Source organism: Pseudomonas sp. R3-41 (assembly GCF_054161485.1).
Window position 1 is genome coordinate 3,267,044 of sequence record NZ_CP096421.1, and the last position, 13,805, is coordinate 3,280,848.

General features: G+C 63.2%; 15 protein-coding genes. 8 read left to right on the plus strand and 7 right to left on the minus strand.

The window, feature by feature from the left end; all coding sequences use genetic code 11:
• Window positions 1-2: 2 nt before the first annotated feature.
• The 4 genes from M1D99_RS14585 to nirS all read right to left on the minus strand — a co-directional run bounded on the left by M1D99_RS14585 (window position 3) and on the right by nirS (window position 3,700).
• Window positions 3-1,181 carry a cytochrome D1 domain-containing protein gene (locus M1D99_RS14585; protein WP_434576113.1) on the minus strand — a complete coding sequence of 393 codons (1,179 nt, stop codon included), beginning with the start codon at window positions 1,179-1,181 and terminating at the stop codon, window positions 3-5.
• Entirely contained in the window at window positions 1,178-1,507 is a 330-nt protein-coding gene (locus tag M1D99_RS14590; protein ID WP_434576115.1) for a c-type cytochrome, read from the minus strand. Before M1D99_RS14590 ends, M1D99_RS14585 begins: the two co-directional genes overlap by 4 nt.
• A 180-nt stretch (window positions 1,508-1,687) precedes the next feature.
• Window positions 1,688-1,996, minus strand: coding sequence for a c-type cytochrome (locus M1D99_RS14595; RefSeq protein WP_186632792.1), 309 nt, complete (start codon window positions 1,994-1,996; stop codon window positions 1,688-1,690).
• Window positions 1,997-2,020: 24 nt separating this feature from the next.
• Entirely contained in the window at window positions 2,021-3,700 is a 1,680-nt protein-coding gene (nirS, locus tag M1D99_RS14600; RefSeq protein WP_186704968.1) for a nitrite reductase, read from the minus strand.
• 268 nt (window positions 3,701-3,968) lie between these two features.
• On the opposite strand from nirS, the gene M1D99_RS14605 reads away from it, so the two are divergent.
• The 6 genes from M1D99_RS14605 to M1D99_RS14630 all read left to right on the plus strand — a co-directional run bounded on the left by M1D99_RS14605 (window position 3,969) and on the right by M1D99_RS14630 (window position 9,746).
• Window positions 3,969-4,703 carry a CbbQ/NirQ/NorQ/GpvN family protein gene (locus tag M1D99_RS14605; protein WP_371856181.1) on the plus strand — a complete coding sequence of 245 codons (735 nt, stop codon included), beginning with the start codon at window positions 3,969-3,971 and terminating at the stop codon, window positions 4,701-4,703.
• Window positions 4,687-5,271: a cytochrome c oxidase subunit 3 family protein gene (locus M1D99_RS14610; RefSeq protein WP_458132073.1), complete on the plus strand. Its 585-nt coding sequence runs from the start codon at window positions 4,687-4,689 to the stop codon at window positions 5,269-5,271. Before M1D99_RS14605 ends, M1D99_RS14610 begins: the two co-directional genes overlap by 17 nt.
• Window positions 5,272-5,283: 12 nt before the next feature.
• Window positions 5,284-5,529 (plus strand): cytochrome C oxidase subunit IV family protein, encoded by a 246-nt coding sequence (locus M1D99_RS14615; RefSeq protein WP_186704970.1) that lies wholly within the window; start codon window positions 5,284-5,286, stop codon window positions 5,527-5,529.
• Between the two features lie 328 nt (window positions 5,530-5,857).
• Complete coding sequence (locus M1D99_RS14620) at window positions 5,858-6,298, plus strand: c-type cytochrome (protein WP_003202495.1); 441 nt, start codon at window positions 5,858-5,860, stop codon at window positions 6,296-6,298.
• Window positions 6,299-6,301: 3 nt separating this feature from the next.
• Window positions 6,302-7,729 carry a cbb3-type cytochrome c oxidase subunit I gene (locus M1D99_RS14625; RefSeq protein ID WP_186705766.1) on the plus strand — a complete coding sequence of 476 codons (1,428 nt, stop codon included), beginning with the start codon at window positions 6,302-6,304 and terminating at the stop codon, window positions 7,727-7,729.
• 178 nt (window positions 7,730-7,907) lie between these two features.
• Window positions 7,908-9,746: a nitric oxide reductase activation protein NorD gene (locus M1D99_RS14630; protein WP_434576118.1), complete on the plus strand. Its 1,839-nt coding sequence runs from the start codon at window positions 7,908-7,910 to the stop codon at window positions 9,744-9,746.
• 4 nt (window positions 9,747-9,750) lie between these two features.
• Here the strand turns inward: M1D99_RS14630 and M1D99_RS14635 are convergent, their stop codons facing one another.
• Window positions 9,751-9,951 (minus strand): protein DnrP, encoded by a 201-nt coding sequence (locus tag M1D99_RS14635; RefSeq protein ID WP_186729263.1) that lies wholly within the window; start codon window positions 9,949-9,951, stop codon window positions 9,751-9,753.
• A complete protein-coding gene (locus tag M1D99_RS14640) occupies window positions 9,948-10,631 on the minus strand; it encodes a Crp/Fnr family transcriptional regulator (protein ID WP_186705769.1) in 684 nt (227 codons plus the stop codon). The genes M1D99_RS14635 and M1D99_RS14640 overlap by 4 nt, the downstream gene beginning before the upstream one ends.
• A gap of 665 nt (window positions 10,632-11,296) precedes the next feature.
• On the opposite strand from M1D99_RS14640, the gene M1D99_RS14645 reads away from it, so the two are divergent.
• Both M1D99_RS14645 and M1D99_RS14650 read left to right on the plus strand, forming a co-directional pair.
• A complete protein-coding gene (locus M1D99_RS14645) occupies window positions 11,297-12,487 on the plus strand; it encodes an NnrS family protein (protein ID WP_434576121.1) in 1,191 nt (396 codons plus the stop codon).
• 25 nt (window positions 12,488-12,512) lie between these two features.
• Window positions 12,513-12,950 carry a hypothetical protein gene (locus tag M1D99_RS14650; RefSeq protein ID WP_434576123.1) on the plus strand — a complete coding sequence of 146 codons (438 nt, stop codon included), beginning with the start codon at window positions 12,513-12,515 and terminating at the stop codon, window positions 12,948-12,950.
• A gap of 135 nt (window positions 12,951-13,085) precedes the next feature.
• Here the strand turns inward: M1D99_RS14650 and ytfE are convergent, their stop codons facing one another.
• Window positions 13,086-13,760 carry an iron-sulfur cluster repair protein YtfE gene (ytfE, locus tag M1D99_RS14655; protein ID WP_186705772.1) on the minus strand — a complete coding sequence of 225 codons (675 nt, stop codon included), beginning with the start codon at window positions 13,758-13,760 and terminating at the stop codon, window positions 13,086-13,088.
• Window positions 13,761-13,805 lie beyond the last annotated feature (45 nt).

Sequence of the window (13,805 nt, forward strand, 5' to 3'; positions counted from 1 at the left end):
GGTCAGTACCCCGACTTGTGTGCGCGACTGCTGAAGAAAATGCCGCTCGGGCTCAGGGCCGGTAGGCTGCCCAGGCGTTCGAGCCGATACGGGTTCCAGACCTGGACCTCGCCACCGTCCCGGGCGGACAGCCACAACTGGTCACCCCGTGCGGTGAATTCCATGTGCAGCACCGCCGGGCCTGGCCGTAGGTCGGCGACGATGGCGTGGGTCTGGGTGTCGATGACCTGGACGCGGTCGTTGTCCGGATAAGCGAAGTTGACCCACAGTTGCCGGCCATCCGGTCGCGCCGTGACGAACACCGGTTGGCCGGCCACGGCGATGGCGTCGGTCTGCTGCCAGTCCTGGGCATTCATCACCAACACCTGGTGATGCCCGACGGCGGGTACGAAGGCTTGTTGGTCGGCCATGGCCCAGCCTTCCAGATGCGGCATCTTGTACACCGGCAACTTGTCCTGGCCGCGTCCGTAGTGCCCGAGCAGCCGTTTCACGCCGCGCTCCGGGTGCCAGAGGTCGAGCTGGGCCATGCCGTCCTCGCCGAACAGCCCGGCCATGTAATAACGCCCGTCGGGGGTGATCAGGGCGTCGTAGGGTTGCTGGCCGATGGCGGTGAAACGCTCGATGCGCGGGGTAAGGCCCTGGCTGAAGTCGGCGGTCCAGATCTCGCCGGTGTCGAACAGGCTGAACACGAAGCGTTGTCCCGGTGCATCCACCAAGCCGACCACGCGTGAACGTTTCTGGCCGCCGGGCAATGGCGTGGCCGGGATGTCGGCGACCTGTTCCAGGGTCTGGGCATCGAATACCTTGACGCCGCCGGGCTCGTAGTTGGAGACAGCGATCAGCTTGCCGTCCTGGCTGATTGCGCCGCCGATGCTGTTGCCGCCCTGGATGATCCGCCGCTCGATTTGTGCGCCCAGCAGGTCGACTTTGCTCAGGCCACCGTCGCGACCGAACACATAGGCGTAGCGCTGGTCGCGGGAGAACACCACCGAGGCGTGGGACAGGTCGCCTAGGCCTTCGACACGGCCCAGGGCGGTGCAGGTGTCACTTTCGATGATTTGCAGGCTGCCGCTGGCGCGTTCCACCACCACGCCCAAATCGCCGGTGCCGCGCAACGGTGTCTGGGCGCAACCGCAGAGCAGCAGGGCGATGGCCGTGGAGGACAGGAGAGAACGGATCATGGGGCGGGTTTTCCTTGAAGGAGCCGGTCCACCAGCCAGCGGATGTCGTCGGGTTCGAGCAGCGCGGCCCAACCGGGCATGGCGCTGCCGGGCCGGCCGAGGGTGACGGTGGCGATGAGGCTGTCGCGGGATTTTCCGGCCAGGGCTTCGTGGGTCAGGGGCGGGCCGAGGCCACCGGTCAGGTACAGGCCGTGGCAGGCGCCGCAATCCTGGTCCAGCAGGTGTTGCAGTTGGGCCTGGCGCTGGCTGTCGGGAGCGGCCAGCACACAGGCGGAGAAAACGAAGAGGAGGGCGGTTATCGAGGTGGTGAAGTGGTGTCGTTCCATGACGTCCTCCTGAACAAAATTGCACGGCTTTTGTGGCGAGGGAGCTTGCTCCCGCTGGGCTGCGCAGCAGCCCCTTGGGTTTGCCTGACACAGCGAGTCGTCAGGTTGCTATTTGGGGCCGCTTCGCAGCCCAGCGGGAGCAAGCTCCCTCGCCACAGGCATCAGGCAGATCCTGCCCAGTTATTTAAGGGTCAAGACCCACGCCGCGAGGATCTTGGCTTCTTCCTCTGTCACCGGGTTGGCCGGCATCGGCATCGGTCCCCAGTTGCCTTGCGTCCCTTCCTTGATGTGTTTGGCCAGTACCGCCTCGGCCCCCGCGACGCCGGCGTTTTTCGCCGCGACTTCCTTGAGCGCCGGGCCCACCACCTTGGTGTCGATGGAGTGACAGGCCGCGCAGGGCTTGCTCTTGAACAGGGTCGGGCCGTCTTGCGCCAAGGCCGGCAGGCTGTAGGCGGCGGTCAAGGCCAGTGCAATCAGAATAGGCTTCATGGTTTTTCCTCTTATTGATGGGGCTCAATAGATGTCGTGTTGGGTGTTGTAGACGTTGAATTTTCCGGTGGGGGTGATCAGGCGCTTGTCCTTGATCACGTTCTTGACCTTGAGGGTCTTGTCGTCGATCACCACCAGTGCCGACTCGTCTTCCTGGCCGCTCCAGACCGAGAACCAGACCTCGTCGCCGGCCTTGTTGTATTCCGGTTGCACCACGCGCAACGCGCCTTTCTTGATGCCGGCGTACTCGGCAATCGGCAGCACGGTGTAGCCGGCGTCAAGCTTGTCGATGTTGAACACCGCCACCGACTGGCTGAGCTTGGCGTCGGGGCTGAGGGTGGTGTCGACATACAGGTGGCGCGACGCGGGGTGGGTCTTGATGAACAGCGAACCGCCGCCTTGGCCTTGGAGCGAAGCGACCTGTTTCCAGGCGTATTGCGGATGCTTGACCGGGTCGGTGCCGATCAGCGAAACCCCGGCGTCACCCAAGTGACTGGTGGCCCACACCGGTCCATAGAGTGGATGGTTGAAGTTGGCGCCGCGGCCTGGGTGCGGGGTCTTGCCCACGTCCACCAGGGCGGTGAGCTTGCGTTCCTTGGAGTCGATCACCGCGACCTTGTTGGAATTGTTGGCGGCCGTCATGAAGTAGCGATGACTGCTGTCCCAACCGCCGTCATGGAGGAACGGTGCGGCGTCGATGCTGGTGATGGTGAGGTTCTTGATGTCCTGGTAGTTGACCAGCATCACCTTGCCGGTTTCCTTGACGTTGACGATGAACTCCGGCCACTCGTGGGAGGCGATGATCGCCGCGACGCGCGGCTCGGGATGGTATTGCTGGGTGTCGACGGTCATGCCCCGGGTCGAGACGATCTGCTTGGGCTCCAGGGTCTCGCCGTCCATGATGGTGAACTGCGGCGGCCAGTACGAACCGGCGACGGTGTACTTGTCCTCGTAGCCCTTGAATTTGGAGGTTTCCACCGAACGGGCCTCGATACCGACCTTGATTTCCGCGACCTTGGTCGGCTCTTTCGGCCACAGGTCGATCATGTCGATCTTGGCGTCCCGGCCGATCACCAGCAGGTAGCGCCCCGACGCCGAGATGCGCGAGATGTGCACCGCGTAACCGGTGTCGATCAGCTTGACGATTTTCTTGCTGTCACCGTCGATCAAGGCAATCTTGCCGTCGTCGCGCAGGGTGACTGAAAACAGGTTTTGCAGGTTGAGGTTGTTGAGCTGCTTGGTCGGGCGGTCCTCGGGTTTGACCAGGACCTTCCAGGTCTTGAGGGTTTCGGCCATGCCCCATTCCGGCGGCGTCGGCGGGGTGTGCTGGATGAATTTGGCCATCACCGTGATCTGGTCTTTGGTCAGGGCGTTGGAGGTGCCCCAGTTCGGCATGCCGGCGGGCGAGCCATAGGTGATCAGCGCTTCCAGGTAAGCCTGGCCGCGGGACTGGGTGATGTCGGGTGTCAGCGGCTTGCCGGTGGCGCCTTTGCGCAGGACCCCGTGGCAGCCGGCGCAGCGTTGGAAATAGATTTCCTTGGCCGAGTCGAAGTCGGCCTGGCTCAGGTCCGGCGCGCCTTCGGTCTTGACCACCCGGGGTGACTCCGGCGTGGTGGGTTGGTCGGCGAAGGCGTAGGGAGCAACCAGCGCTGTACACAGCGCCGTCACCCTCAGGGCCCACGTTTTTTTGTGGCTGATCAGCATTCCATTTCTCCTCAGGCATGACCCGCGCTGCGCTGTAAATGACGTTTGGCGCGCAGGTTCTTGGTGCGATGCAAGGCTATGCCCAGGGCGGTGGTGAGCCGCTTGACGGCGATCAAGTTTGCCGGCCGCCGCCCTTGCCAGGTTGTCGCAGGGCACCGTAGCGTGGCCGGCAATCGTGTTGTCTGATCAGGCCCTCGCCATGAACGCTATCCACACTTTGCAGCACCCCGACGAACCCTTTTATCAACCCCAGGACAACGAACAGGCGATGTTCGAACAAGCCTGGCATCACGGCATGCCGGTGCTGATCAAAGGCCCCACCGGCTGCGGCAAGACCCGTTTCGTCCAGCACATGGCCCACCGCCTGAAACTGCCGCTGTACACCGTCGCTTGCCACGATGACTTGAGTGCGGCCGACCTGGTGGGCCGTCACCTGATCGGCGCCCAAGGCACCTGGTGGCAGGACGGGCCCTTGACCCGGGCCGTGCGCGAGGGCGGCATCTGTTATCTGGATGAGGTGGTCGAGGCGCGCCAGGACACGGCGGTGGTGCTGCACCCCCTGGCCGATGATCGGCGTCAGTTGTACCTGGAGCGCACCGGCGAAGTGCTGCAGGCGCCGCCGTCGTTCATGCTGGTGGTGTCGTACAACCCCGGTTACCAGAACCTGCTCAAGGGCATGAAGCCCAGCACGCGCCAGCGTTTCGTGGCGATGCGCTTTGGCTATCCGGCGGTGGCCGATGAAGAACGCATCGTCGCCCGCGAGGCGGGGGTTGATCTGGCCCTGGCGGCCCAGGTGGTGCGATTGGGGCAAGCGCTGCGCCGGCTCGATCAGCATGACCTGGAGGAAGTCGCCTCGACGCGCCTGCTGATTTTCGCCGCGCGCATGATCGGCTCGGGCATGGACCCGCGCCAAGCCTGCCTGGCCTGCCTGGCCGAGCCGTTGAGTGACGACCCGCAGACCGTTGCCGCGTTGATGGATGTGGTCGATGTCCACTTCGGCTGAAACCGCTGGCGTGTTCCGGCGGTTGCCCGGGGATCTGGCGATGTGGTTTTTCATCCTCGCCGAGTTGTCGGTGTTCGCGCTGTTGATCCTGGCGTTCACCGTTGCCCAGGCGTTGCACCCGCAGATGTTCAGCGAGGGCCGGCAGTTGCTGGACCGGCCCACGGGCCTGGCGATGACCCTCAGCTTGCTCACCGCCGGCCTGTTCGCCGCCCTGGCCCAGGAGCAAGTCAGGCAGGACCGGCCGCGTCGAGCCGCGCTGTTGTTGTGCGGGGCGTTGTTGCTCGCTTGCGGTTATGTGGCGATCAAACTCACGGAGTATGCCCATCTCTTGGCGAACGGGCTGGGGATGGAGCACGACACGTTCTTCACCTTGTACTGGATCCTCACCGCGTTTCATTTCCTCCATGTGTTGCTGGGCATGGTGATTCTTGCCTGGCTGGCCGAGGGTTGCCTACGTCGGCGCTACGGTGCGCAGGAACACAGCGGGTTGGAGTCCGGCGTGTTGTATTGGCATATGGTCGATCTGGTCTGGGTGCTGTTGTTCCCAGTGGTCTACATCCTTGATTGAGCGGAGGTGCTCATGTCGGCTTCCCGTGTCTTGATCGCCTGCTGGATGGCGCTGGCTGTGCTGAGCAGCGGCACCGTCGCCCTCGGTCAGATCGCCGCCAGCGGGCTGGTGTCCATCGCCATCCTGGCGGTCGCGGTGACCAAGGCCTGGCTGATCGCCGACGGTTTCATGGAGCTGCGCCATGCGCCGCGGTTGTGGCGGTGGTTGGTGTTGAGCTGGGCGGTGGTGCTGGCGATTGCGATCTCGTTCGCGCTCTGACGCCCGACATTCCCCCCTGTGGCGAGGGAGCTTGCTCCCGCTGGGCTGCGAAGCGGCCCCAACAGCAACGACTCAATCCATCTGACACACCGCGCCAGCAGGTTTTAGGGTCGCTTCGCAACCCAGCGGGAGCAAGCTCCCTCGCCACAAAAGCTCATCTGCCTTTCTGGCAGTGTTGGAACACCCCAGCAAAACACAAAAGCTCACCCGCCTTTTCGGGCGGTGTTGGAACAACCCACCAAAACCATCGGAGATTCTTGATCGCCATCAAGCGGTTCCGGACCCCTGGCTTCCTAGAATGGTCACGCCAAGCAATGAGGAAGTGACCATGTCAGATACCTTCACCAAAGGCATGGCCAGGAATATTTACTTCGGGGGAAGCATCTTCTTCTTCCTGATATTCCTGGCCCTGACCTACCACACGGAACAGACCTTTCCCGAACGCAGCAACCAGGCGCAATTGACGGAATCGGTGATACGCGGCAAGGGCGTCTGGGAGCGCAACAACTGCATCGGCTGCCATACCCTGCTGGGCGAGGGCGCGTATTTCGCGCCGGAGCTGGGCAACGTGGTCAACCGGCGCGGTGGCGACGAGGCTTTCAAGCCATTCCTGCAGGCCTGGATGAAAATGCAGCCGCTGAACGTTCCGGGTCGTCGGGCCATGCCGCAGTTCAACCTGAGCGAGCAAGAGGTCGACGACATCGCCGAGTTCCTCAAGTGGAGCTCGAAAATCAACACCAATGGCTGGCCGCCAAACAAGGAGGGCTGAGAGATGAGCATGGCTAATCCGCATCTGAAATTCGCCTCGCAGGCCGTCGCCAAACCCTACTTCGTGTTTGCCCTGATGCTGTTCCTCGGGCAGGTGCTGTTCGGTTTGATCATGGGCTTGCAATACGTGGTCGGCGACTTCCTGTTCCCGCTGATCCCTTTCAACGTGGCCCGCATGGTCCACACCAACCTGCTGATCGTCTGGCTGCTGTTCGGCTTCATGGGCGCGGCGTATTACCTGATCCCGGAGGAGGCCGATCGCGAACTGCACAGCCCGAAACTGGCACTGTTGCTGTTCTGGGTATTCGCCGCCGCAGGCGTGGCGACGATCCTGGGCTACCTCTCGGTACCTTATGCGACGCTGGCGAAGTTCACCGGCAACGACTTGCTGCCGACCATGGGGCGGGAGTTCCTGGAGCAGCCGACGATCACCAAGATGGGCATCGTCGTGGTGTGCCTGGGGTTCCTCTACAACATCGGCATGACCTTGCTCAAAGGTCGCAAGACCACCGTCAGCATGGTGATGATGACCGGCCTGATCGGCCTGGCGGTGTTCTTCCTGTTCTCCTTCTACAACCCGGAAAACCTCGCCCGCGACAAGTTCTACTGGTGGTGGGTGGTGCATCTTTGGGTGGAAGGCGTCTGGGAATTGATCATGGGTTCGATGCTTGCCTTCGTCCTGATCAAGATCACCGGCGTGGACCGGGAAGTGGTGGAAAAATGGCTCTACGTGATCATCGCCATGGCACTGATCACCGGCATCATCGGCACCGGTCACCACTTCTTCTGGATCGGCGCGCCCGAGGTCTGGCTGTGGGTCGGTTCGATCTTCTCGGCGATGGAACCACTGCCGTTCCTGGCGATGGTGGTCTTCGCCTTCAGCATGGTGAAGAACCGCCGTCGGCATCACCCGAACCGCGCCGCGACCTTGTGGGCCAAGGGCACCACCGTCACCGCGTTCTTCGGCGCAGGGGTCTGGGGTTTCCTGCACACCCTGGCGCCGGTCAACTACTACACCCACGGTTCGCAACTGACCGCGGCCCACGGTCACCTGGCCTTCTACGGTGCCTACGCGATGATCGTGATGACGCTGATCAGCTACGCCATGCCACGCTTGCGCGGCTTGGGCGAAGCGGCGGACGAACGTTCCCAGCGGCTGGAGATCTGGGGCTTCTGGTTGATGACCCTGTCGATGGTGATGATCACCTTGTTCCTCACCGCGGCCGGTGTCGTCCAGGTCTGGTTGCAACGTTGGATGGAGGATGGCAGTGCCTTGCCGTTCATGGCGACGATGGATCATCTGAAGCCGCTGTTCTGGGCGCGACTGGTCAGCGGCGTCGGGTTCCTGGCCGGGCTGCTCTGCTACCTGTTCAGCTTCCGTCAACGTGGCCGCGCGGCCCTGCGTGCACCGGCGGCGGTGGTGCCTTCTTGAAAAGCCACCGCTGAACTCGTGGCGAGAGAGCTTTTGTGGCGAGGGAGCTTGCTCCCGCTGGGCTGCGCAGCAGACCCTTTTTGACGGGCGCTTCGCACCCAAGCGGGAGCAAGCTCCCTCGCCACAAAAGCAGTATGAGCCAGTCTCTTCACTGCAATGGGTTGATAGGAGAGTAACCATGGCATTCACCCTGGAGCTGGAAGAATGGGTCGGCAGTGTCTGGCACCGTTTCATCACCCGCCGGGCCAGTGCCGATTTTCCTGAAGCACGGGTCGAGCTAATCCCGCGGCAACGCTCGCTGCAGGTGCTGTTTCGCGCCACCGGCGGTGCCCCGCACCTGGGGCTGGAAGCGGTCAGTGACCGCGACCTGCTGCTGCGGCGCAACCTGATGCAGCAGATCGCCGGCACCTGCAAGCAAGTGCCCCTGGCCTGGTGCGACGGCGACAATCTGCGCTTGCCGGCGAGCCTGGCGGCGTTCCCCGATGTCGAGCTCAACCAAGAGTTGTATCGCTGGCTGGCCTTGCTGGCCGCGCAGTCGGGACCGATGAAGCATTGGGGTCGGGACAATCAGCGCTGGACCCTGGCGGTGTTGAAGCGCTACCCGGCGCTGCGCCCGCGCTACCGGCGACTGGTGGACGCGCACCTGTCCCTGCGCCCCGATCCGGCGACGCTCAACCCGGCCGAAGCCGCTTTGGAGCGGGCGTTGTGCCAAGCCTTGCGCGAACCGGGCAGCGTCGAACATTTTCCCCGCAGCGAGCGGGCCGCCTGGCCGTTGCCACTGTGGCTCTACCCACCCCAACACCTGGCCAATCCCCAGGCCGCCAACCTCGAGGAGTCCGAGCAATACCTGGCGACACCGCCCGGCGAACAACAGGGCGGCCGCAAGCGCGCCGAGCGAATCGATGACACCAGCCGTGACGGTGGCCTGCTGATCGTGCGCCTGGAAAACCTGTTCAGCTGGACCGAACATGTCGACCTGGATCGCTGGGCGGATGACCGCGAAGACCCGGACGCCGCTCGCGTCGCCGAGGACTTGGATCAGTTGACGCTTTCCCGCACCCGCGTGCGCAAGGGCGGTGGCTTGAAGCTGCACCTGGACCTGCCTCCGGCCGATGTGGACGACATCCCGTTGGGCGCGGGCATCCTGTTGCCGGAATGGGATTATCGCAAGCAACGCCTGCAGGACGACTTCGTCAGCCTGCAAACGTTCACCCCCCGCGATTGTCAGCCGCAGCCGCTGCCGGCACGCTTGCGAACCTCGGCCCAGCGCCTGCGTCGCCAGTTCGAACACTTGCGCAACGACCGCCAATGGTTGCGCCAGCAAACCCAAGGCTCGGAACTGGACCTGCAAGCCTGGCTGGATTTTCACGTCGAGCGCCAACATGGCCAATGCAGCGAACGCGGACTGTTCATGGACCAGCGCCAGACTCGCCGCGACCTGGCCTGCCTGCTGCTGGCCGACCTGTCGATGTCCACCGATGCCCACCTCAATGACGAGCACCGGGTGATCGACGTGATCCGCGACAGCCTGTTGCTGTTCGGTGAAACTCTGTCGGTGCTGGGGGATGACTTCGCGTTGTACGGGTTCTCGTCCCTGCGTCGCCAGCAGGTGCGCCTGCATGAACTCAAGGCCTTCAACCAGCGCTACGACGATCACACTCGCGGACGGATCCAGGGCCTCAAGCCCGGTTACTACACGCGCATGGGCGCAGCGATTCGCCAGGCCACGCAACGGCTGGCGGGCTGCAAGCGCCGGCGCAAATTGTTGTTGCTGCTCAGTGACGGCAAGCCCAACGACCTGGACCTTTACGAAGGACGCTACGGTGTGGAAGACACCCGCCAGGCAGTGCTGGAAGCCCGGCGCCAAGGGTTGACGCCGTTCTGCATCACCATCGACCGCGAAGCGGGGGATTACCTGCCGTACATGTTCGGGGCCAACGGCTACACCTTGATTCGCCAGCCCGAGCAACTGCCGCTGCGTCTACCGCAGTTGTACCGGCAATTGACTCAGGATTGAGGGTTCAGGCGATGCTGCGAGGCAGCCAGAAGAACATGACGATGCAGAAGATCGTCAAGCCGACACAGAACCAGGTGAAGCGCCGCAGCCGACGCTCGCCGGCCATCGCTGCTTCGGCGGGCAGGGGCATGCCGCACTGGCGACATTCGGTCGCATCGGCGGGATGGGCCTGTTGGCAATACAGGCAAGTGGGCTGCGTGCTCATTCGAATTGTTCCAGGCGCAGGCGATCGAGAATGGCGATCTGGCGACCGTCCTGGGTGATGATCTTTTCATCGATCAGGCGCCGGATGATCCGTGAAAAGGTTTCCGGCTGGATGGACAAGTGCCCGGCGATCAACTGCTTGGCCATCGGCAGTTCGAACTGACTGTCGACGGTTTGCAGGCGCACCAGTTGCGTCAACAGATAGCGCACCACGCGGTGCGTGGCGTTTTTCAGCGACAGGGTTTCAATCTCGTTGACCCGTTGGTGCAAACGCACGCAGAGCTTGCCGAGCAGGGCGAAGGTCAGCCGGCTGTTGCTTTGCAGCAGACGCATGTAGGTGGCGTTGGACAGCCGATATAGCTGGGTCGGGCCGACGGCTTCGGCGGACGCGACGTAGTTGGGCGTGTCCATCAACATCATGGCTTCGGCGAAGGTCTGGCGCTCGCCAATCACTTCGAAGACTTTTTCCTGGCCGTCCGGGGTTAGCCGGTAGATTTTCACCGCGCCGGAAATCACGAAGTAAAACGCCTGCGCCGGCTCTCCCTGACGGAACAGCGGATCGCCCCTGTCGATGCTCAGCAGTTGGCTGTTGCTCATCAATTCGTCGAGCTGTTCTTCGTTCAACGGCTCGAACAGATGATGGCTGCGCAGAATCTGGTGATGGACGCGGTGGAGCACCATGGCGTGGAATCCTTGTAAAGGCGAAAGAGGTGATCGGGGTCAGACCAGGCTCAGGGACAGGCCGCTGGCAAGCGCCACGACGCAGGTGAGCACGACGAACCAGGTGAGCGGCAGGACGACGGATTTCATGGAGGACCCCGGCAAAGAAAGGTGATGCCGTGCCTGAGCAAGAGCCGGGCCAGGCTTGGGGGCTTTGATTCATGGGGCGTTGGGGCTGGGTAGGGTAGAAATGACCCTGGGTCAATAGGGTAAAAATAACCGCGAAAGGGTCTTAAATACCCCGTTCAGCTACAGTCCCTGTGGGAGCACCATGCGGTACACATGAAAAATGATGGACCTGTGGCGAGGGAGCTTGCTCCCGCTCGGCTGCGAAGCAGTCGTAAATCGGCGGGTGCGGAGTGTCTGATGCTCTGCATTTGGCGGCTTTAGGGGCCGCTTCGCGGCCCAGCGGGAGCAAGCTCCCTCGCCACAGGTCTATTGAACAGCATTACTGAACTCCAACACTGACCCACTTCGGCAAGCCCCTTGCAAGTGCCTGTTCGAGACGGGAGGTCGCCGATGCGCTGGCTTGATCTGAGACAAGGCCGGCCGGCGTCGATAGCCGATCATTCGAACCCTGGTTTGTCGTCCCTCGCTGGCTGTCTGGCGAGGCAAAGGAGTGGTGTATGCAAGTGCTTGACCGTCGCAAGGCCATGGCCATCGCGCCGCTGTGGCGCCTGGCGTTTCGGCCGTTTTTTCTGGCCGGTTGTGTGTTGGCGTTGTTGGCCGTTCCTTTCTGGCTCGCGGCGTTTACCGGGCGGTTGTCGGCCTGGCAGCCGGCCGGCGGCTGGTTGGCCTGGCACCGGCATGAGCTGTTATTCGGTTTCGGCTTGGCGATCATCGCCGGGTTCCTGCTGACCGCGGTGCAAACCTGGACCGGCATCCCGGGGCTCAGCGGCAAGCGCCTGGCAACGCTGGCGTTGTTGTGGCTGGGCGCGCGGCTCGCCTGGCTGGTCGATGCGCCTTGGCCGTTGCTGGCGCTGCTGGAGTTGGGTTTTGCCCTGGCGGTCGCGGTGTTGATGGGCGTGATGTTGTGGCGCGTGCGGCAGAAGCGCAATTACCCGATTGTGCTGGTGTTGCTGCTGTTGGCCGCCGCCGACGGGTTATCCGTGTACGGCCTGGTGCAGCACAACGAGGGCTTGCAGCGCCAGAGCGTGCTCACCGGCCTGTGGCTGGTGGCGGCCATGATGGGCTTGATTGGCGGCCGCGTGATTCCATTCTTTACCCAGCGCGGCCTCGGTCGGGTCGAAGGCGTGGCCCCTTGGCCGTGGCTCGATCGCCTGTTGCTGGCGGGTGCGGCGCTGGTGGCGTTGTTGTATGCCTTCGGCCCGGCTCTGGCGGCCAGCGTCTGGGTTGGCCTGTTGTTCGCCGCGTTGGCGGTGGGGCACGGGATTCGACTGGTGCGTTGGCATGATCGGAATTTGTGGAGGGTGCCACTGCTGTGGTCGTTGCACCTGGCCTACGCTTGGCTGGCGGTGGCCTGCCTGGGCATGGCGCTGTGGCATTTCGGTGTGCCGGTGAGCCCGAGCCTGGCGGTGCACAGCCTGACCATCGGCGCCATGGCCGGTTTGATCCTGGCGATGATTGCCCGTGTCAGCCTGGGCCATACCGGGCGCCCCCTGGAGCCACCGGCGGGCATGACCCTGGCATTCATCCTGCTGAACCTGGCGTGCCTGAGCCGGGTGCTGTTGGTGTTGCTGTTGCCGTTGGCCGGGCTGTGGCTGGCGGCGCTGTGCTGGACACTGGCGTTTGGTTTATACGCCTGGCGCTATGGGCCGATGCTGCTCAAGGCCCGGGTGGATGGGCATCCGGGATGAGCCGGTTGGGCAGAGGGAATCGATAATGTACGGGGTCTTGCTTGTCACGCACCTGTTGGCGGCCATCGCCTTCATTGGCACGCTGTTTTTCGAGGTGTTCATCTGGCATGCCGCGCGCGGGCCTTTGACGCAGATCGTCAGGGACGGCGCTGACCAGGCGATCGCCCGGCGCTCGCGGCATGTGCTGCATGGCGTGGTGCTGGTGTTGTACGGCGCCGGCATGGCCCTGGCCTGGCAGCATCGCGGCGCATTGAGCCAGCCGTGGAGCAACAGCTTCGGTCTGTTGCTGAGCCTGAAGATTCTGTTGGCGCTGAGCATCATCGGGCATTACCTGTGGCTGGCGTACTGGCTCAAAAGCGGACACCTGACACCCAGCCGCGCCTGCTGGCTGCGGCGCAGTATCCTGGGGCACATGGTGCTGATCGTGGTGTTGGCGAAGGCGATGTTCTATTGGCAGTTTTGAGCAGAAGAGACAGCACTGAACCTCTGTGGGAGCGGGCTTGCTCGCGAAGACGGTGGATCAGTCAGTATTGATGTTGACTGACACGCCGCCTTCGCGAGCAAGCCCGCTCCCACAGGTGTGGTGTGCTGTTTGAGGTTAGTGAGCAGCCTTCATCGCATTGACGAACAACACATTGTTCTCCAGATGGATGTGCTGCATCAGGTCATCACGAAACTCCACCAGCCCGCGGTACAGGGCGCGCCAGGTGTTGCAGGCGTCGGAGGGTGGGGTGATCTGGTCGGTCAGGGCCAGCATGGTTTCCAGGGCGTCGCCGTGCTGGTCGTGTTCGTAGCGCAGTACCTGGATCGGCGCCGAGGCGCGTTCGCCCAGGCCTTGTTGCAGCATCGGGAACAGCACCTGTTCCTCCTTGAGCATGTGGCCTTCGAGTTCCTGATACATGTCCTGCAAGTGATCGGCCAGGCCGTTGGGGCAACTGGCCCGGGCGCCATGGACCGTCTCGACGCGCCGGGCCAGGCGGATCAGTTCCGGCAGTTGTTCGCGATGACGCGCGTGGTAGCGTTCCAGGATATGGGCGATCAACAATGCCTGGGGCTCGTTGCGCCAGTCATGGCCCAGCTCCCCGGCCGCTTGCAGGGTGCTGAGGGCGTCGGCGATCAGCAACGGATTCAAGCCTTTGCCCAGCGCCGCTTCGCGCAAGGATTTTTGCCCACCGCAACAGAAGTCGAGGTTGTAATGATGGAAGGTACGGGTTGCACCAGGAATGTCGCAGGCCAGTTGGCCGAGGCTTTGTTCCAGCAGATCGAGGTTCATCATGTTTCCTTGGGTTGAATCCCGGGAGGGACAGATGAGCGCTTC

Bases quoted from the DNA above. Each gene is read 5' to 3' on its own strand.
- M1D99_RS14585 (WP_434576113.1), bottom strand. From the start codon at position 1,181: ATGATCCGTTCTCTCCTGTCCTCCACGGCCATCGCCCTGCTGCTCTGC.
- M1D99_RS14590 (WP_434576115.1), bottom strand. From the start codon at position 1,507: ATGGAACGACACCACTTCACCACCTCGATAACCGCCCTCCTCTTCGTT.
- M1D99_RS14595 (WP_186632792.1), bottom strand. From the start codon at position 1,996: ATGAAGCCTATTCTGATTGCACTGGCCTTGACCGCCGCCTACAGCCTG.
- nirS (WP_186704968.1), bottom strand. From the start codon at position 3,700: ATGCTGATCAGCCACAAAAAAACGTGGGCCCTGAGGGTGACGGCGCTG.
- M1D99_RS14605 (WP_371856181.1), top strand. From the start codon at position 3,969: ATGTTCGAACAAGCCTGGCATCACGGCATGCCGGTGCTGATCAAAGGC.
- M1D99_RS14610 (WP_458132073.1), top strand. From the start codon at position 4,687: ATGTCCACTTCGGCTGAAACCGCTGGCGTGTTCCGGCGGTTGCCCGGG.
- M1D99_RS14615 (WP_186704970.1), top strand. From the start codon at position 5,284: ATGTCGGCTTCCCGTGTCTTGATCGCCTGCTGGATGGCGCTGGCTGTG.
- M1D99_RS14620 (WP_003202495.1), top strand. From the start codon at position 5,858: ATGTCAGATACCTTCACCAAAGGCATGGCCAGGAATATTTACTTCGGG.
- M1D99_RS14625 (WP_186705766.1), top strand. From the start codon at position 6,302: ATGAGCATGGCTAATCCGCATCTGAAATTCGCCTCGCAGGCCGTCGCC.
- M1D99_RS14630 (WP_434576118.1), top strand. From the start codon at position 7,908: ATGGCATTCACCCTGGAGCTGGAAGAATGGGTCGGCAGTGTCTGGCAC.
- M1D99_RS14635 (WP_186729263.1), bottom strand. From the start codon at position 9,951: ATGAGCACGCAGCCCACTTGCCTGTATTGCCAACAGGCCCATCCCGCC.
- M1D99_RS14640 (WP_186705769.1), bottom strand. From the start codon at position 10,631: ATGGTGCTCCACCGCGTCCATCACCAGATTCTGCGCAGCCATCATCTG.
- M1D99_RS14645 (WP_434576121.1), top strand. From the start codon at position 11,297: ATGCAAGTGCTTGACCGTCGCAAGGCCATGGCCATCGCGCCGCTGTGG.
- M1D99_RS14650 (WP_434576123.1), top strand. From the start codon at position 12,513: ATGTACGGGGTCTTGCTTGTCACGCACCTGTTGGCGGCCATCGCCTTC.
- ytfE (WP_186705772.1), bottom strand. From the start codon at position 13,760: ATGAACCTCGATCTGCTGGAACAAAGCCTCGGCCAACTGGCCTGCGAC.